This window comes from Mesorhizobium sp. M0768 (assembly GCF_040320195.1).
Classification (GTDB): domain Bacteria; phylum Pseudomonadota; class Alphaproteobacteria; order Rhizobiales; family Rhizobiaceae; genus Mesorhizobium.
This window is the reverse complement of sequence record NZ_JAMYPD010000013.1, coordinates 62373-80608: the sequence shown is the minus strand read 5'-3', so window position 1 is coordinate 80608 and position 18236 is coordinate 62373. Positions and strand designations below refer to the sequence as shown.

The 18236-nt window shown below is 61.2% G+C and carries 15 protein-coding genes; 9 read left to right on the top strand and 6 right to left on the bottom strand.

Translation table 11 applies throughout. From position 1 onward, the window contains the following. Nucleotides 1-36: 36 nt before the first annotated feature. Together NKI08_RS18135 and asnB are read left to right on the top strand one after the other, a co-directional pair. Complete coding sequence (locus tag NKI08_RS18135; RefSeq protein WP_352771241.1) at nt 37-1278, top strand: glycoside hydrolase family 5 protein; 1242 nt, start codon at nt 37-39, stop codon at nt 1276-1278. 167 nt (nt 1279-1445) lie between these two features. Then, a complete protein-coding gene (gene asnB / locus NKI08_RS18130) occupies nt 1446-3371 on the top strand; it encodes an asparagine synthase (glutamine-hydrolyzing) (protein ID WP_352501356.1) in 1926 nt (641 codons plus the stop codon). Here the strand turns inward: asnB and NKI08_RS18125 are convergent. Continuing rightward, nucleotides 3345-4463, bottom strand: a complete 1119-nt coding sequence (locus tag NKI08_RS18125; protein ID WP_352501357.1) for a glycosyltransferase family 4 protein — start codon at nt 4461-4463, stop codon at nt 3345-3347. The two genes, asnB and NKI08_RS18125, sit on opposite strands and share 27 nt — an antisense overlap. 169 nt (nt 4464-4632) lie before the next feature. Between NKI08_RS18125 and NKI08_RS18120 the strand changes: the two genes are divergently transcribed. After that, on the top strand, nt 4633-6072 hold the full coding sequence (locus NKI08_RS18120) for a lipopolysaccharide biosynthesis protein (RefSeq protein WP_352771238.1): 1440 nt from the start codon (nt 4633-4635) through the stop codon (nt 6070-6072). 45 nt (nt 6073-6117) lie between these two features. Here the strand turns inward: NKI08_RS18120 and NKI08_RS18115 are convergent, their stop codons facing one another. Genes NKI08_RS18115 through wecB form a run of 3 tightly spaced genes read right to left on the bottom strand, consistent with a single transcriptional unit; the run spans nt 6118 to nt 9396 of the window. Next, a complete protein-coding gene (locus NKI08_RS18115) occupies nt 6118-6921 on the bottom strand; it encodes a WecB/TagA/CpsF family glycosyltransferase (RefSeq protein WP_031211886.1) in 804 nt (267 codons plus the stop codon). Beyond that, nucleotides 6918-8249 carry a UDP-N-acetyl-D-mannosamine dehydrogenase gene (wecC, locus tag NKI08_RS18110; protein ID WP_352569040.1) on the bottom strand — a complete coding sequence of 444 codons (1332 nt, stop codon included), beginning with the start codon at nt 8247-8249 and terminating at the stop codon, nt 6918-6920. Before wecC ends, NKI08_RS18115 begins: the two co-directional genes overlap by 4 nt. Next, nucleotides 8242-9396, bottom strand: a complete 1155-nt coding sequence (gene wecB / locus NKI08_RS18105; RefSeq protein ID WP_352541699.1) for a non-hydrolyzing UDP-N-acetylglucosamine 2-epimerase — start codon at nt 9394-9396, stop codon at nt 8242-8244. Before wecB ends, wecC begins: the two co-directional genes overlap by 8 nt. A 522-nt stretch (nt 9397-9918) precedes the next feature. Between wecB and NKI08_RS18100 the strand changes: the two genes are divergently transcribed. Then, entirely contained in the window at nt 9919-11040 is a 1122-nt protein-coding gene (locus NKI08_RS18100) for a glucosamine inositolphosphorylceramide transferase family protein (RefSeq protein WP_352771235.1), read from the top strand. 18 nt (nt 11041-11058) lie between these two features. Here the strand turns inward: NKI08_RS18100 and NKI08_RS18095 are convergent, their stop codons facing one another. After that, nucleotides 11059-12372: a VpsF family polysaccharide biosynthesis protein gene (locus tag NKI08_RS18095; RefSeq protein WP_352472504.1), complete on the bottom strand. Its 1314-nt coding sequence runs from the start codon at nt 12370-12372 to the stop codon at nt 11059-11061. A 167-nt stretch (nt 12373-12539) separates the two neighbouring features. On the opposite strand from NKI08_RS18095, the gene NKI08_RS18090 reads away from it, so the two are divergent. Together NKI08_RS18090 and NKI08_RS18085 are read left to right on the top strand one after the other, a co-directional pair. Next, nucleotides 12540-14090, top strand: a complete 1551-nt coding sequence (locus NKI08_RS18090) for a GumC family protein (protein ID WP_352472503.1) — start codon at nt 12540-12542, stop codon at nt 14088-14090. A gap of 8 nt (nt 14091-14098) precedes the next feature. Further along, nucleotides 14099-15205 carry a glycosyltransferase gene (locus NKI08_RS18085; protein WP_352472502.1) on the top strand — a complete coding sequence of 369 codons (1107 nt, stop codon included), beginning with the start codon at nt 14099-14101 and terminating at the stop codon, nt 15203-15205. A gap of 94 nt (nt 15206-15299) precedes the next feature. On the opposite strand, the gene NKI08_RS18080 is transcribed toward NKI08_RS18085, so the two are convergent. Beyond that, complete coding sequence (locus NKI08_RS18080; RefSeq protein ID WP_352472501.1) at nt 15300-16160, bottom strand: alpha/beta hydrolase; 861 nt, start codon at nt 16158-16160, stop codon at nt 15300-15302. Between the two features lie 238 nt (nt 16161-16398). Here NKI08_RS18080 and minC point away from each other — a divergent pair, with 238 nt between their 5' ends. The 3 genes from minC to minE are packed head-to-tail and all read left to right on the top strand — an operon-like array spanning nt 16399 to nt 18222. Further along, nucleotides 16399-17118: a septum site-determining protein MinC gene (gene minC / locus NKI08_RS18075; protein ID WP_352472500.1), complete on the top strand. Its 720-nt coding sequence runs from the start codon at nt 16399-16401 to the stop codon at nt 17116-17118. Between the two features lie 19 nt (nt 17119-17137). Beyond that, on the top strand, nt 17138-17953 hold the full coding sequence (minD, locus tag NKI08_RS18070) for a septum site-determining protein MinD (protein WP_352472499.1): 816 nt from the start codon (nt 17138-17140) through the stop codon (nt 17951-17953). Beyond that, the gene (minE, locus tag NKI08_RS18065; RefSeq protein ID WP_352683186.1) at nt 17950-18222 is read left to right on the top strand and encodes a cell division topological specificity factor MinE; all 273 of its coding nucleotides are present in this window, start codon (nt 17950-17952) and stop codon (nt 18220-18222) included. Before minD ends, minE begins: the two co-directional genes overlap by 4 nt. The last annotated feature ends 14 nt before the right edge of the window (nt 18223-18236 follow it).

Genomic DNA, 18236 nt, shown 5'->3' with positions numbered 1-18236 from the left:
GCGGTTAATATCTCCCGCGAGCATGCGGAGGGAGCGATGCGAAAAGCGGTGTATTTTGTTGCCTGGGTGCTCGCCTTGCTTGTGGCGGCCGAGGCAGAGCCCATCCCTCTCAAGCGCGGCGTTGGCGTGCATCAGTGGCTCAACTGGTCGCCGGTGGCGAAAGACGGAACCTACGTTTGGCCGCCCTATCGCAGCGAAAAGGAGTGGCTTGCGGAAAGCAGGCCGCTCACCGACTGGCCGGCCGGGGAGGTGTTTGCCCACATCCGATCGATGGGCTTCGACTTCGTCCGGCTGAGCGTCGATCCCGGCCCGCTGCTTGCCAGCGGGGACGCCAGGCGGCAGCAGGCGCTGGACATACTTGCCGCCGCCGTCGAGCGGATCACGTCGACCGGCCTCAAGGTGGTTTTCGACCTGCATGGCGTCACTCAGGTTCCCGACTACAGCATGGAGATGATCTATGGCGGCGCCGACAGCGAGGGCGTTGCCCGCTATCGTCAAATGGTTGTGGCGGTCGCCGCCATGCTGGTCAAGATAGGCACCGACAAAGTCGCCCTCGAACCTTACAACGAGCCCGCATACTACCCTTGCGATGCGAGCGGCAGCGATCACTGGCAGCGGATCATGGCAGGGACCGTCCACGACATTCGAGCGGTCAACAGCGAACTTACCATCGTTGCAACCGGCGCCTGCGGCGGCAGCATTGCCGGATTGGTCAACCTCAGCCCCGGCTTTGATGACCCAAACCTCTATTACAGCTTCCATATGTATGAGCCGCACAGCTTCACCCACCAGCGGCCCGATGACACGATCAGCTTTGCTTCGGGACTTCCCTGGCCGGCCGACAGCAGTACACCCGAAGTGGTGACCGAAACCCTTAGAGCGCGGATGGACGCTGCCGGCTTGAGCAGGGTCGAGCAGGTCATGAACATGGCCACCGCGCGCCAAGCAATCGCGAACTATTTCGAGCAGAATTGGGGCCAGAGCCAACTGGAGGCGAGCTTTCGCCAGGCTGTCGACTGGGCTGAAGGCCATGGCATTCCCAGCCGGCGGCTCTTCATGGGCGAATTCGGCGCTATCCTCATGTCCGCGGACGGCCGCATGGGCGCCTTTGAGGCCGACCGTTCGCGCTATCTCAAGGCAGTGCGCCAAGAGGCCGAATGCTTCGCGATCCCATGGTCTGCCTGGGAGTTCTCCAATCCCTATGGGATGAGCCTCATCCCGCCCGATGGTCCCCCAGTTCCCGACCCGGAGATGCTGCAGGCATTGGGCCTGCCATAGGTGCCATCACTCGCCCTCACCAGCGAACAACCGGTGGCAACCCCTGACGGCCAGGCTCGATCGAGGAACGGCCCGTGGCAGCTTTCTCCCCGTTGGGTTGTATTGGCACGAAGTGTTTAACACATTTGTTGTACTGAGTGGGGAATGCGCGCGCCTAGGGGGGAACAATGTGTGGAATTGCCGGATGGATCGGGCGAAGGGCTAAAAATCCACAAGAGCGGGCCGCCAAAATGTCAAACGCATTGCGGCATCGCGGTCCCGATGCCGAAGGCACCGAGATATTGGACCTGAATACCGGCGAGCAACAATTGGCATTGGTTCATCGCCGCCTGGCGATCATTGACCTAGCGCCCGAGTCGAATCAGCCGATGCAGATTGAGGACGGTCGTCTCAAAATAATTTTCAACGGCGAGATATATAACTACATCGAGCTGCGCCAGGAACTGATCGGCCTTGGCCATCATTTTCGAACGCGCTCCGATACCGAGGTGCTGCTCCGAGCCTACGATCAGTGGCGCTTGTCAATGTTCGACCGGCTGAGCGGCATGTTCGCCTTTGCACTCTGGGATGCTCAGAGGCAGGAATTGGTCCTCGCCCGGGATCCCTTCGGGGAAAAGCCGCTTTACCTCATGCAAAACGAAAAATTGCTGCTGTTTGCCTCGGAGATCAACGCATTGTTGTCATCGCAGCAAGATGCTCAGGAACTCGATCTGGATGCCGTGCACGAGTATCTGAACTGGCGTTATGTGCCGGGACCGCGCACGCTCTTCAAACAGATCCGCAAACTCAATCCCGGAAGCTATGCTGTCTGGTCGCAAGGGGTAGTCAAGGAAACGCGCTACTATACGCCTCCGGACCAGGCGGCCGTTACCGAGCGGATCGACGGAAAAACCGCCAAGCGGCGATTTCTGGAATTGCTCGACCATTCCGTCGAGATCAGGATGCGCAGCGATGCACCTTTTGGGGCCTTTCTCTCCGGAGGGCTTGACTCCTCGGCTATCGTCGCGCTGATGGCCAGCCACAGCGCCACGCCCATTCGCACGTTTTCCGTCGGGTTCGACAACGCAGCCTATAGCGAATTTGCATTCGCCCGACGCGTTGCCGATCATTTCAAGACCGATCATTGCGAACTTGTAATCCAGCCAGGCGATCTGATGGATCATCTGCCGACGATGGTTCGCCAACGCGGGGCACCTGTTTCGCAAAGCAGCGATATTCCAATTTACCTGATGTCGGAGCGAGCCTCGCAAGACGTCAAGATGGTGCTCACCGGAGAAGGAGCCGACGAGATTCTCGGCGGCTATCCCAAGCATCGCGCGGAATCACTGGCCGGGATCTACCGGTCGCTTGTTCCAGCCTCGCTGCACGATAACGTCCTTTCCCCTTTGGTACGCGCCATGCCGGGCGCGTCGGCCAAGGTCGATACATTTGCCCGCACCGCGGGCGAAAGGGACTTTGCCGCCCGGATGGTCTCCTGGTTTGGAGCCGTTTCGGCGCAGCAGAGCGCTTGCCTGATCGGCGCGTCCGCAAATCGCCGTTATGAGCGCAACGACTTTCCGTTCTCGTCAAGCGCTGCGGCTTCCCATCTTCGCCGCGTGCTGTTTTTCGATCAGACATCGTGGCTGCCTGACAATCTCCTGGAACGAGGCGACCACATGATGATGGCCGGTTCAATCGAAGGAAGAATGCCGTTCCTGGATCGAGACCTGGTTTCATTCGTCAGCAAATTGCCCGATCGCTACAGGCTGGGTTGGTTGCACAGCAAGCAGATCCTGCGCGACAGCATGGCCAATATCCTCCCGGAGGAAATTCTCAGCCGCCGCAAGGTCGGGTTCAAGGTACCGGTCGCCGAATGGTTTCGCGGATCGATGAGGAACTACCTGCATGACCATCTTTGCTCGCCTCACTCTGTCATTCGCAGCTATCTGAGTCCTAAACAGCTAGATCAAATCGTCTCGGAACACACCACGCGTGCTGCAGACCACGAAAAGCTGATATGGGCGCTGTTGAATTTGGAGATATTCCACCGCGAATTCAGGCTCGACGCGCCGCCGCGATCGTCGGCCTCAGCGCTTGACCGTTTGACGGCTTGACGCGGCCGACCGCCAGACATCGCAGATTGCGCCGACAAACGGGGCGAGCTCAAGCCGTTCCCGATGCACTGCCATGGCACCGGCACCAAGCTTTGCCCGCAGTGCCGGGTTCTCCGCGAGGCGGCTCAGCGCCTCGGTCAACGCTGTAACATCGCCTGGCGGCACCAGCAGCCCGGATTGCCCGTCGGTGATTATGTCTTCGACGGCGCCAACCGGGGTCGCCACCACCGCCAAACCGGCTGCCATGCCTTCGATCACCGACATCGGCAGATTTTCGGCGAAGGATGGAAGAACCAGAATATCGGCCGAAGAAATCAGCGATGCGACATCGTCCGGTCCCACCCAACCCGGAAAGGCGATCCGGTCTGCAATCCCCAGCGCGGCCGATTTTGCCCGTGCCGCCTCGACTTCGCCATCGCCGGCAATCGTGGCGCGCCAATTCTTGACAGGGCTCATGCGGTGCAGCGCGTCTAACAATTGCGGTACGCCCTTGCGGTCGCCGATGCGGCCCAGGAACAGGATATGCACATGGTCGCCGCCGCCGACATGCGCCAGCGACGGGACTTCGGTCGCATTGGGCACGATCACGATATTGCCGGCTGCGCCCGGCGCCCGGCTGGCGACGAAATCGCGCCAAAGCCTGCCCAAAACGATCACCCGATCGGCATGCTCGAACAGAGCTTTGATACGGCGGCTAATGAAACCGCGGTCGGCTTTCCAGAATGTCTGATACTGCGCCCCGTGCAAATGCAGGACATAGGGTATCGACAGCAGCCGTGCGCAGGCGGCGATCACCATCTTGCGGTAGGTGCTGCCGGAAACTGAGATGTTGATATGAATGACATCGGCGCGTCCAGCCAGACGCGCTTTAAGCATCCGTAAGCAAAAACCGAGCATATAGAAGATCGAAAGTCCGACATGCCCCGGGCCACGACTGGCAAGGAAGCACACATCGATGTCGGCGATTTCTTGCCGTTCGAACTCCTGCTTCAGCGCGCCCATGATGCGGTCGATGCCGCCCTGCCCCGAAACGCCCGAGGGCGTCGCGACCAGGACATGTATTTTTCGATCGGATATGAGGCGCTGCAACATGATGGTACTCTAAATAACACAGACCGGGTAACTGCAAAGCAAACGTTCCCGATAAGTTTTACGGCAAATCTTTTAGTTCAAACTGAATCTGTTCACCCTTCGGCGTCATCGGGCTGGATTTTCCGCCAGTCGGCGGCTAGTCGAAGGTGAGTTTTCCAGGGACACGCCCTTGCTGCTCCGTTCCACGCTCATTTATGCTCCGGCGATCCTGCTGACGCGAATTTCGGCGCTGCTCCTGCTGGTCGTCGTGACGCGTTTGATCGACCAGACCGAGTATGGCCTGCTCACCCTGGTGGTGACCGTCGGGGAAATGACCGACATTGCCGTCACCAACTGGCTGCGCATCGCCTTGCTCAGGCTTGGCGGCAAGGGCGAAGTCAGCCGCGGCAGCCTGATGCTGGCCGGGCAGGTGTTGCTTGCCACCACAGCACTGGCGCTGGTCATATCGGTAGGCGCGTCGGCGGTGATCGTGCCTGAACGCTGGATCGAGTTCGCGATCGCAGTCTGCGGCTATCTGGTCGCCGGGTCCATCAGCCGCTTCGCGTTGACGGTGCTGCAGATGCAGCAGCGCCATTCGGTCTATTCGATGCTAGAAGCCCTGCGTGCCCTGCTGCAACTCGCGTTACCGATCGGCGCTATCCTTGTCTTTCAGGATAGCTTTCTGACGGTGTCGCTCGGCTCGAGCCTCGGCGCCTTGATTGCCGGCATCGTGGCGGGCATCATGGCATCGCGACGGCTCGTTGCCGGTCCGCCGCGTTTCACCCACAGGGACTTCTTTGCGCTCGGTGTGCCGCTGATCATCATGGCGCTGGTTGGCTTCGGGCTCAACAGCGCGGAGCGTCTGTTCCTCAAGTTCTATTACGATGCCAGCGCCGTGGCGATCTTCGCGGCAGCCTATGCGCTGGCCCGCCAGCCGATCGATATGGTCGCCAACGCCATCAACATGGGCGCCTTTCCCGAGGTGGTTAGCCGGTTCGACGAGGATGGGCCCGCGGCATCGGGTCGGTTGCTGTCGCAGTTAATGGCCTTGATGATGCGGCTTTGCCTGCCGATTGCAGCGATGCTGGTCGCGCTCAGCAGCGATATCACCGAGCTCATGCTGCCCTCGCAATATCACGGCCGCTTCGGCCTGCTGTTTCCGATCATTGCCTTCAGCGTGCTGTGCGCCAACCTCACCAGCTTCGTCTATGGCGTCGTGGTGCACGCGCACAAGCGGCCGTGGCTGCTGATCATCGCCAATCTCTTCGGCTCGGTGGCAACAATCGCATTGTCCCTGCTGTTGATCCCCCCGATGGCGGAGATCGGCGCCGCTTTGGCGCTGGCGGGGGGCTCGGTGGTGGGCTCCATAACCTGCATCATCATCAGCGAGCGGCTCACACCGGTGCCGGTGCCGTGGCGCGACATCGGTGTTTCGGTAATCATCTCGCTCAGCACGGGGGTGGCCGCCAAGCTTGCCAGCATGGTGGCCGGCGACGTGCCGGCGATCTTCTCGCTTGTCGCCGGCGGCACCACCGGCGCCGCGGTTTTCTTCGGGCTGACCTCGTTGTTCCACCCCGTGGCAGCGACGCAATTCGTCGCCCAGCTGCGAGCGCGGCTACGGATCGCGTAAAGCGAAGTCCAGGGGCAACGCCTGTTTTGTGGGGGGAACGCGAAACTATAAACCGGCGTTTCGGCGCCAGCGACGCTCCCAGAACTCCCGGCACAGCAGTCCCGCATAGGCAGTGTTGGTGTCGTAGTAGCGGCGCCACAAGCGTCGCGGCTCCTGGACGACGCGGAACAGCCACTCCAGGCCGGCCGCTTGTATCAGCTTCGGCGCACGGGCAACCTTGCCCCCATAGACGTCGAAACTGCCGCCTACGCCCATCACGAAGCTTGAGGCGAGTTCATCGCGGTAGCGTTTGAGAAAGCGTTCCTTGCGCGGTGTCGGCATGGCCACCAGCAGGCAGTCGGCGCCCGAGGCGTTGATCGCCGCGACGATCCCGGCCTCGTCCTCCGGCTTGAAATAGCCGTTGCGCATTCCCGCTATGACGAGGCTCGGATGGTCCTTGGCAAGTCTCACTACAACCGCGTCGAGAACGTGCTGTTCGGCCCCCAGCAGATACGGCCTGAATCCACGCTTCGCGCAGAGGCTCAGCAGATTGATCATGATGTCGACGCCCGCCACCCGCTCGGGCAGCGCGACGCCGCACAGACGTGCACCCCAAAGCACGCCGATGCCGTCGACATTGACCACGTCCGCCCCGGCCACGTCCTCGCGCAGCTCGGCATTCTGGCGCATGGTCACCAGCTTGGCGACGTTCACGACCACATGATGCAGCGGCCGCCCCAGGGTCATCGCCTCGTCGGCGATGGCCAGTGTCTCGGCCATGGTCAGCGCATGGATCGGTGCACCAAGGAACTCCCGGCGCCGTGATGCCAACAGGGAATGCTGCGCCCATGCCGGGGCGTGCGCGTTCATGCGGCCTGCTCCCTTGCAAGCGTCACTTGTGCGACCTCTGGTTTCTTGCCTTCGATGCGGGCGTCGGGCTTGCGTGCCTTGCGCCACGTCCACAGACCCCTCGTATCGACGAGCTTCTTGTCCTTGAGCGCTTCGGGGTCGACCAGATTGAACTGCCGATGGTCGACCAGGAGGACGACGATATCGGACTTGTCGATGGCCGAAAGTGCGTCGGTGAACACGATGCCCCTGCCCTCGAGCTCATGCGGCAGCGCATTTGTGTTGGGTTCAGCCGCAATGATCTTCACATTGGGGTTATCGGACAGAAGCTTCACCACCTCGACGGCCGGGCTCTCGCGCAGATCGTCGATATTGGCTTTGAAGCTGAGGCCAAGACAGGCGATCGTTTGCTTGCGGGAGGGGTCGAGCAAGGCCTCGATATCCCTGACCACCGACATCGGCCGCTCGGAATTGATCCGGCGTGCCGAAGCCATCAGCCGCGTGCTGTTGGGTGCGGCGTCGATGATAAAATATGGATCGACCGCAATGCAGTGACCGCCGACGCCCGGGCTCGGCTGGAGGATGTTCACGCGAGGGTGCCGATTGGCGAGATCGATCACTTCCCAGACATTGAGCGACAGGTCCTGGCACACTGCAGCAAGCTCGTTGGCGAAGGCGATGTTGACGTCGCGGAACGCGTTCTCGGTCAGTTTCACCAGCTCAGCACTTTCGGCCGTCGTCATGAACAGGTCGCCGGTGACGAAGGTTGAATAGAGTGCCGCGGTCCGCTCCGACGATTTGCGGGACAATCCCCCGATCGAGCGATCGTTGTTGATCAGCTCGGTCAGCACCTTTCCCGGCAGCACACGCTCGGGCGAATAGGCGACCAGCACATCGGCGTCTTCGCCATGCTGGACAGGAAATTTGAGATCAGGCCGCAACTCGGCAAGCAGCCCGGTCATGATACGCGTGGTTCCAACCGGCGATGTCGATTCCAATACCACAAGGTCTCCGCGCTTCAGCACGGGGGCGATGCTTCGTGCCGCCGCGAGCACGTAGGTTACGTCCGGCTTATGATCGTGGGTCATCGGGGTCGGCACGGCGATGATATAGGCGTCCGCCGGCTGCGGCGTGCTGTAGGCCATGAGCTTGCCGTTCGCCACGACCTTCTGGATCAGACCGTCAAGGTCCGGCTCGACGATGTGGATTTCGCCGCGATTGACCTTCTCGACCACCGCTCCGTTGACATCGACGCCAATGACGTTGAGCCCGCGGCTGGCGAAAATGGCGCAGGTCGGCAGGCCGATATATCCCATGCCGATTACGGAAACGGTTTTGATTTCAGCCATGATGCAGCAGTTCCTCAACAATCCGGTTACTAGCCCGGCCATCGCCATATGGGTTGTGTCGTTCCGCCATGCCGCGATAGGCAGCCTGATCGTCGAGCAGGCGATTGGCGTTGAACAGGATTTTTTCGACATCGGTGCCGACAAGGCGGGCGGTGCCGGCCACGATCCCCTCGGGTCGCTCGGTATTTTCGCGCATCACCAGCACCGGCTTGCCGAGCGAAGGCGCTTCTTCCTGCACGCCGCCGCTATCGGTAAGCACCAGATAGCTCTGCTTCTGCAGGTACAGGAACGGCAGATAGTCCTGCGGCTCGACCAGATGGATGTTCGGCACGCCTTCCAGCTCTGCGTTGACCACCGAGCGCACATTGGGGTTTGGATGGACAGGGTAGACGATCTGCACGTCTCCCCGCGCCGCCAATCCTTTCAACGCCGTACAGATGCGCTGAATGCCGCCGTCAAAATTCTCGCGGCGATGTCCGGTGACGAGGATCATCTTCTTGGAAGGGTCGAGGAAGGGGAAGCTGGCAGCGAGCTTCGCGTTCATCAGCCTGTCGGCATCGATCGCGCTTGAAAAATGCAACAGCGTGTCGATCACCGTGTTGCCGGTCACGAAAATGGTGCTTTCGGCCTTTCCTTCGGCGATGAGATTGTCGCGCGCTTGAACGGTCGGCGCAAAATGCCAGGTGGCGATGTCGCCGGCAATCTTGCGGTTCAGTTCTTCAGGAAACGGCGAGTTGATGTTGTGGCTGCGCAATCCTGCTTCGACATGAGCGACGGGGATACGCTTGTAGAAGGCAGCAAGAGCCGCGGCCATTGCCGTGGTGGTGTCGCCCTGTACCATGACGATATCGGGCTTCGCCTTGTCCAACACCTCGGCCATGCCCAGGAGCACGCGCGAGGTCACATCGAACAGCGACTGGCCGGGTTGCATGATGTTGAGATCGTGGTGCACAGGCAAGCCGGTCAGCTCGACAACCTGGTCGACCATTTCACGATGCTGGGCGGTTATGCATATTTCGGTGATGAAGCCTGGATGAGCGAGGGCGGCACGCGCCACTGGAAAGCATTTGAGTGCCTCCGGCCTAGTGCCGAACACGATCAGCAGTTTCTGCCTGGATGGCAGTTTTGGACGTGAAAGGACGTTCATCGCTGATCCTGGTCGCCTGCAGCCTTCGGGACATGCCGACTATTGCCCGCAAGAGTCATAATAGCGCCGGAAAGCGCCTTCGTGATCTCAATTCTTAATATATGATTAACAACCAAGGCCGCGTTCTCCCGGTTTAACTCTTGTGAAAGGTTGGGCTGACAAGTAGTCTATGGCAGTAGTCTTGAAAAAGAATATATTGGATTGACTAATATTTTAATCATCGGCCACGCCGACACATCCCGGCGCTGGGAAAATGAGCTTCTGGCGCGGTTGAGTGCGGCTGGACATGCGGTTTCGAGTTGCCGCGCGCCGACGCCTGAACCCAATGCGCGCACGATGGATAATGTGCTGGCGCTCGAGGGCCGGCGCTTCGGCCGCTCACTGGCAAGCCGTTCCCGGCCGTTGCCGTCCGGCGACACCGGCCCAGTCGATCTTATAGTCGATCTCACGGCTACCGCCGCACGACGCGGCACGCCTGTCCTGACGCTCGAATTTTGCGGCCAAAGCAGCTTTGCCGCAGGCATGACCGAGATGCTGGCGAGCGGGCGGCTGCCCGAACTCACCGCGCGCCTCGACGGCGTTGCCGTCGCCACGGCGCGGCCGATGATCAGCGACCGGTTGTGGCTGTCCCGAACCAGCAACGACCTGCTCGCCGGCGCCATCTCCCTGATTGCCCAATGTGTCGCCCGCTTTTCCGCGGGCAAACTTGCGCCGATTGCCGAGAGCCCGGCGCCGCCCCTGCAGAAAGGCGGATTTATCGGGCACTATCTGCCCTTTTTCGGCAGGGGGTTAGTCGACCGCGCCGTGCAAAAACTGCGACGTGGTCGGCGTCCCTTCTATTGGCAGGTTGCTTATCGGCTGATCGACGGTCCAGGCGTCGCCGAAACCGGACTGCTGGATGGTAAGCCCTTCACCGTGCTTGCCGATGACGGGCAGCGCTTCTACGCCGATCCGTTCGTTCTCGAGCGCGACGGCCGTCATTTTCTGTTTGTCGAGGAGTTTCCCTACTCCACCGGCCGCGGGGTGATTTCTGTCGCTGAACTTGGCACCGACGGCACTTTCGGCGTGCCGAAAGTGGTGCTGGACGAAGCGCATCACCTGTCATATCCGCAGGTGTTCGCTCACTCCGGCGAGATTTTCATGATCCCTGAAAGCGCTACGGCGCGAGAACTGGTGCTCTACCGTGCCGTGCAGTTTCCGGATCGCTGGGTACGCGATACGGTGCTGATGACGGACAGGGATTTCAACGACGCCACGCTGCTCGAATCCGACGGCCGTTTCTGGCTGTTGGGGACGGAGCGGTTCGGTTACGGCAGCGCGTCCGACACGATGGCCGTCTATTCCGCCCCGGCGCTGCGTGGGCCGTGGGCTGCGCACGCGCTCAATCCCGTCGCCGTCGATCACTCGGCCACTCGGCCGGGCGGCGCTTTCATCCGCCAGGGCGACGCTTTGCTACTGCCCGTGCAAAACGGGTCTAGAGCCTATGGCGGCGGCCTGGGATTGATGCGGTTGGATCGCCTTGACGACTTCGATGTCCTGTTTGCACCGCCCCACCCGATCGGCCCAGGACCGGCATGGGCGCGGGCGGGCATCCACACGCTCAATCGCGCAGGCAATGTCGAGGTTGTGGATAGCGCCGGCTGATGCGTCTGGAGCCTGCGCTTATCCAAGCCGATCCAGTTTCGGCTCGGATGCGACAGCGGTCGAAGACGTGCTCTTCGGCTGGTTTCTATACGGCACGTTTCTATAGGCAAGCAGCAACACCACGATAGTCGTAATATCCGGCGCTTTTGACGAGAGCGCGTTGTTCGACAGCGCAGCAAGCAGGAAGGTCATGGTGCCGATCCATGCCGGCAGCGGCGCCGCGCGCAGCAGCCGAAAAATGAACCAGAATACCAGCACTATGAAGAGCACAGCTATCGGCAAGCCGAAGAGCATGGTGATGACCACCGGAGCGCTCTCGATATAGGGCAGATGCAGCTTCTCTTTGACGATCGCCAGGAGGTCGTCGACGTTCATGCCAAACAGGATGTCTTTCCAGCTAACAAGTCCGAATATCTGGTAGATCGTCACCCGCGCCATGAAATTCTCGTCAAAGATCGTGTTGCCGAATCGATTCAGCAGCCCGCCCGAAAATAGTATGGCCACCAGCACTGCGCCGCTCACCAGGGCGAACAGCAGCACGACGGACTTGGCCTGCCGCTGGTGCTTGAGAGTCAGGCGCGGCCAAGGCACGAACAGCAGCAGAATGAGGGTTTCTCCCGCAGCGAGCATCAGGGCGGCGCGGGCGCCTGACGCAGCACAACCGACGAGCAACACGAGAATCGATGCCACCCGCACCCATATGCGCCAGCGCGTCAGCGGCACGAATCCGATGGCTGTGGCGCAGAGCGCGCCTAGCGCCAGCGGGTGCGCCGATAGGCCAATTGGCCTGAACTGCAGTTCGTTGAGACCGTAAGGCATAAATCGATGTTGAGTCACCGCTTCGATCGTGCCGAGCACAGCGCTGAGGATCACCATTCCAAGCACGACGTCGCCCAACGCCCGCCGCACTTCCGCGTTCAAGGCCAGCATCAACAGGCCTGCGGCGCCGGCCACCAGATAAGAATCGATGATGAACCCGGAGGAGCCCGCACGGCCGGTGACGAACAGATAGGGCACCAGCGCGAACATCAGCACCGAAAAGCGAATCAACGCTTTGAATATCCCAATTTCGTCGCCCTGCAGCAGAAACGGTCGGCTGAAAAGAACGACGGCAAGGACCAGGAAGATCGCATAGGTGCCGAAATGCAGCTTCTCGTAGAACGAGCCCCCCTGGGCCGTATAGTCGACGACCATGTTCATCACCTGCGGCGACACCGTAAAGCGAAGCAGGAGCGCGAAGGCGGCGCATAGGAAAAACAGCAGCGACAGCGCGTTCTCACGGCGCGCTCGACTGGGCAACAATCGTTCCGATGCGGCAGCGGGATAGCTCATGGCCCATCCAGGTGAAGGTATTCAAACAGCATTCCGGGCAACGAGACCCCTTCAACGTCCGCCGGACGGACAGCGAGAGCGGTAAAATGGGCCAACTTGGAAAATAAGATGTTAACGATGTTTCTGTAGAGCAGGCCAAGCGTAATGATTTAACAAGGGTTGTCACCATGTCTGCCGGTTCCGGCACACCCCCTATCTCCGCGACGGCTTCCAATAACAGTGCATTCGAGCGTATCGCCAATGCACGGCGCAGGGCATTGCTGCAACAGCATGGCCCAGTCGCGGGGCTAAGCTCCGCGCCGGTGACGCCGCAACCTCCAGAGCCTGTCGCAACGGTGACCCTGGACAAGATCGGCGATTTCCTTGAGCTCGATTTTCGGCGTCTGTTCGTCTGGCTGCGGGCCGGCCTCGCCCTGGCCTTCATGCTGGCGGTAGTCGGCGGCATTGTCGGCGGCGCCTATGCATTGCTGAGCAAGCAGCGTTACACCGTCACGACCGAGGTCCTCATCAACCCATCCAATTTGCAGGTTGTGGAAAACGACCTCTACTCGCAACCGGGCCAGGTCGATAGCCAGTTGCTCAGCACGCGCAGCAAGCAGCGCATCCTGACCTCGGGCAACGTGCTTTCCCGTGTGGTGGACGAACTGAACCTGACTCACGATCCAGAATTCTTCGATCCGGACCGGAGCACATCCTCGTCCGGCGCTGTGGCGAAGCCCGACCCGAGGCTCATCGCCTTGAAGAACCTGGCGGACCGGGTAGACGCCATCGCGGATCCGACCTCGTTTGTCACAACCCTCTCGGTATCTGCGGAAACCACCGCCAAGGCGATCCTGATCTCGCAGGCCATAGTCAAAAACTTCCAGGAAGAACTGGCTAAGGCCGAAGCTGCCGGCGCCAGCCGTGCCGCGGCTGCCCTTGACAGCCGGCTTGGCCAACTCAAGAGCGACGTGCAGGCAGCCGAAGAGAAGGTCGAGAGCTACAGGCGCAGCCACAACCTGTCGTCCAGCAATGGCCAGCTCGTCAGTTCGCAGACGCTGACGCAGCTCAATGGCGAAATCGTCGATGCGCAATCGCGTGTCATCGCCGCGCAGGCAAGCTACGACGCCCTGGTTGCCTCCGGTATCAACGGGGCCAATCCCGACCCCACGGTTTCGGAAGCGCTCGCTGCGCTGCGCGACAGGTCAAACAGCCTGCGGCAGCAGATCGACTCACAGTCGATGACCTTCGGTCCGCGCCACCCGACGATTGTCAGGCTCAGGACGGAACTCGAGACCGTCAACTCGCAACTCCGGGCCGAGTTCTCCCGCACCGTCGGCACGGCAAAGGCCAGCCTGGACAAGGCCCGGGCCTCGTTGGCTTCTCTCAACGCCAGGATGAACGATCTGAAGGGCAATGTATTCACCGACAGCGAATCCGAAGTCGCCCTGCGTGAACTTGAACGCGATGCCGCGTCCAAGAGAGCGGTCTATGAGAGCTTCCTGTCACGTGCGCGCCAAATCAGCGAGCGCGAGCAGATCGACACCACAAACGTACAGGTGATTTCGACCGCGGTGCCCCCGCCCGCGCGCTCATGGCCCCCGCGCACTGCCCTGGTGGCAGGCGCCGGAGCGTTCGCAGGCTTTGCCCTGGGGATGCTGCTGGCCATCGGCATGGGCATCATCCGCGACATGCGCCGGCCGCCGAACCGATCAGGCGTTGCCGCCAGCCGAGCCTGAAGCAAGGCATGGTGAAGCGCATCGTTTTCCACATCGCCAGCCTGAGGGGCGGCGGCGCCGAACGTGTTTTCGTCCTGATGGCAAATGAACTGGCATCGCGTGGCCACGAGGTCACGCTTTTTACCTGGAACGCGGAAGGCCCTAACGCCGCGCTGCGTTCCGCTGCCGTGCATCTGGTCGACTTCGGCCTTCCCTTGCGCGGCGAGGGTTACGCCAAGTCGGCGACGCTGAAAGGCATCGTGCGAAGCGCAAATTTGTTCCGCCGCCTTGATCCTGATGCGGTCTATAGCGCCCCGGAATTCGCCAATCTGGTGATGGCGCTGTCACTCATGTTGGCCAGAAGCCGGGCAAAATTCTTTCCAAGCTTCCATGCCGCGGCCTCGCTGCCTGCCAGCGGCCTCGGCGCCAGGCTGGCGATCTGGCTTTCCGCGCTGGTTGCAGCGCGCGCAACCAAAGCCATCGCCGTTTCGGCGGGTGTCGGCCGTGACATCATCGCCCGAGGCTTCCCCGAATCGAAGGTTGTCGTCATCAATAACCCGCTGCCGCCAGCTGTAGCACCGCAGAGGAATTCCTATGCCTGGCAGGCAGCGTTGGCGGCGATGGGCGATGGCCCGGTCATCGCCACCGCGGGACGCCTGGTGCCGGTCAAGGACCACCGGACTTTGCTGCGGGCCTTCGCTGCCCTGCGCGCCGGCCGCCCTGCCCGGCTTGTCATCTTCGGCGAAGGTCCGCTGGCTGCCGAATTGCACGCCTGTGCCGAGCAGATCGGCATTGGCCAGGACGTACTCTTTGCCGGCTACGTCAACGATCCCGCAGCCTGTTACGCCGCAGCCGATCTGTTCGTCCTTACATCCACGAGCGAAGGCTTTGGCAACGTCTTGGTCGAGGCCATGGCCGCCGGTGTCCCCGTAATCTCCACCGATGCTCCGCACGGCCCGCGCGAAATACTCGGTGACGGCCGCTTCGGCACCTTGGTGCCGATCGGTGACGCCGCGGCCCTGGCGAAGGCGATGGCCGAGACGCTGGACCACCCCACCCCTGCTGCCGTGCTGAAAAACAGGGCGGTGGATTTCACAGTCGACAAGATTGGCAATCAATACGAAGCGTTGCTCTAGTCGTTACGCACTGGCAGCAAATCGGCGTTGGATGCGGTCGACGTAGTCGGGCTTTGATTGCGATAATCTCTTCACGGGCTGGGGCGCAACGAATTCATCGTGAGACGTTTCCTCGTTCCTTGAGTTGTTGGGCAAGGAAATCCTTGACCGAATCGAGAACCGCGTCCCGTTCATGAGATATGCCTGGCAGCAAATCGAAGCGCACGCGCGCCCCCGCCTCCTCGAACGATCGACACAATGCCACGAGGCGTTCCGGCCGTGTTCGCCCGGCATCGTTGGCGCCTGGCATCCAATGGGTGCTGCCTTGGACATGAGTGATTTCCCAAGTCTCCAGGTCAGCGCCGCCGACGATCATCTGGAAAGGCACTTTTGCCAGCGCTGCGGCATCGAAGGTGATGCCGAACTTCTCCGGCAGATCGCGAATGCCCACCCACCAGTCATGCGTCGGATCGAGCAAGGTCACCGAGCCTGGCGCGCCGATTGAGGCCGCCCAGAGCCTGTCGGGATGCAGGATAGCAAAACGATGCGTGAAATGTCCGCCGCCGGAAAATCCGAACATGGCAAAGCGGCTCCAATCCTGACTGTATTTGGCGCTGACCTCCTCAACCATGGCGAGCAGCACCTGATCGTAGCGTATGTTGCCCTCGAGCAAATATTTGTACCCGCTGCGGGCATCATCCCCGAGAACGCCGATTGGAAACAGCGGACACAAAACGGCGCAGCCGTTCCAGCGTCCGAACTCGGAAAACGCGTCGCGGAATCCAAGAAAAGAGGTGCGGCCGGTGCCATGGACAGCGACCATCAGATCGACTTTGGCCCCTTCCCCAACCGCGGGAGGCACATACAGGCAATAGTGAAAGCGCGCGTCTGATTTGGAAGCAAAGATGGCGGTCGCGCCAAGGTCATAGGTAGCGCGACCGCGATCCGCGACAGGCCCCTTGGCAACACTTGTCAAATCGATAACTCCTTAATAGGCCCGGCGTTCCGACAACAATATACCGGTCGGCCGACCTCGTGAACTGGAGGCGCCTCCAGGCAGCCGCGAGGAGGACCTCGTCGTGCACCGGAAGCAGGGCGCCGCCGGGACGATCAGGGACAAAAAGAATGCCTCCGCCAACGCCTCGGGAAGCCGCCATTAACTTTTCGTTAACCATGCCGGGCTAGCCTTAACCAATCAGTAAGGACTCGCCTCTGTGACCTGCGTCGCTCCCATCCAAAACAAGTCCATACGCTTTCGAGCGCGCTCGTTTGTAGCCTTCACCCTCACCCCTGAGGCTCCGCTAGGGGAATGGCTGCAAAGCCTCGATCACTGGACCGAAAACTCCCCCGGCTTCTTTGCCGGCCGCCCGGTCGTGCTCGATCTGAATATACTCAAGCCCGAGGTGGGCGAGATGCGGGATCTGGTCTTACAGCTCGCGGAGCGCGGGATTCGCATCTACGCGATCGAGGCCGATGGCAATGTAGCGCTCGATGCCGATCTGCCGCCGCTCCTCGTTGGCGCCAAGGAGGCCACCGCTGATGCGCTTTACGTGCAGCCGGACCCGAAGGCCGCCGCTGAGGCCAAGACGGAAGAACCGCAGGCGCCGAACTCATTGATGATCAAGGCACCGATCCGCTCCGGCCAGTCGATCTTTCATCCCGATGGCGATGTGGTCATTGTCGGCTCCGTCAGTTCCGGTTCCGAGATCGTCGCCGGAGGATCAATCCACGTCTACGGCACGCTGCGTGGACGTGCGTTCGCCGGCGCCACGGGAAATTCCGCGGCTCGCATCTTTTGCCGGAAAAACGAAGCCGAACTTCTGGCGGTGGACGGCTGGTACCGCACTGCCGAGGAGATGGACGCCTCCTCGCGAGGAAGGCCGGTACAGGCCTTTCTCGAGGACGGCGCACTTTGCGTCGCACCGCTCAACTAACAACATTGGAGGCACAAATATGGGCAAGGTAGTGGTTGTCACATCCGGCAAAGGGGGTGTCGGCAAGACGACCTCGACGGCCGCTCTCGGCGCCGCGGTCGCGAAAACCGGCAAGCGGGTGGCTCTCGTCGATTTCGACGTCGGCCTGCGCAACCTCGATCTGATCATGGGTGCCGAGCGGCGCGTTGTTTTCGATATCGTCAACGTCATTCAGGGAACCGCCAAGCTTTCGCAGGCGCTGATCCGTGACAAGCGACTCGACACGCTGTTCCTGCTGCCGGCCTCACAAACGCGCGACAAGGATGCTCTCACCGAGGAAGGCGTCGCCGATGTCATCGACAAGCTGCGCTCGGTTTTCGACTACGTCTTCTGCGACAGTCCCGCCGGCATAGAGCGGGGCGCGCAACTTGCCATGCGCTTTGCCGACGAGGCGGTAATCGTCACCAACCCGGAAGTGAGCTCCGTCCGCGATTCCGATCGCATCATCGGCCTGCTCGACTCCAGAACGATGAAAGCCGAGCAGGGTGAATCGATTGCCAAACACGTGCTCGTCACGCGCTACGATGCTGCGCGCGCTGCCCGCGGCGAGATGCTCAGCATCGATGACGTGCTCGAGATCCTGTCGACGCCCTTGCTGGGAATAATTCCCGAGAGCCAGGACGTGCTGCGCGCATCCAATGTGGGCGCGCCGGTTACGCTCAGCGAAAACACCAACCCCGCCGCACGCGCCTATATCGACGCGGCGAGAAGACTCGAGGGCGAGGACCTGCCGGTCATTCTGCCTTTCGAGCGGAGGGGCCTCCTCGACCGGCTGTTGGGAAGGAGGGCAGCATGAACCTGCTCGATATCTTCAAGCGCCGCGGCAGCGCGCCGGTGGCGCGCGAGCGCTTGCAACTGCTGTTGGCTTACGAGCGTCGAAGCCGCAACCAGCCCGATCTCGTCTCGGTGTTGCGCGAGGAGATCATGGCGGTGATCGCCCGGCATGTTCAGGTCGACCAGGATTTCCTGCAGGTGAGCATGGATCACGGCGAAACGACGTCGAGATTGGAGATCGACATCCAGATCCCCAACAAGGTCGCAATGCCCATAGCCGCGGCGTTCTAGAGCGGAATGCATTT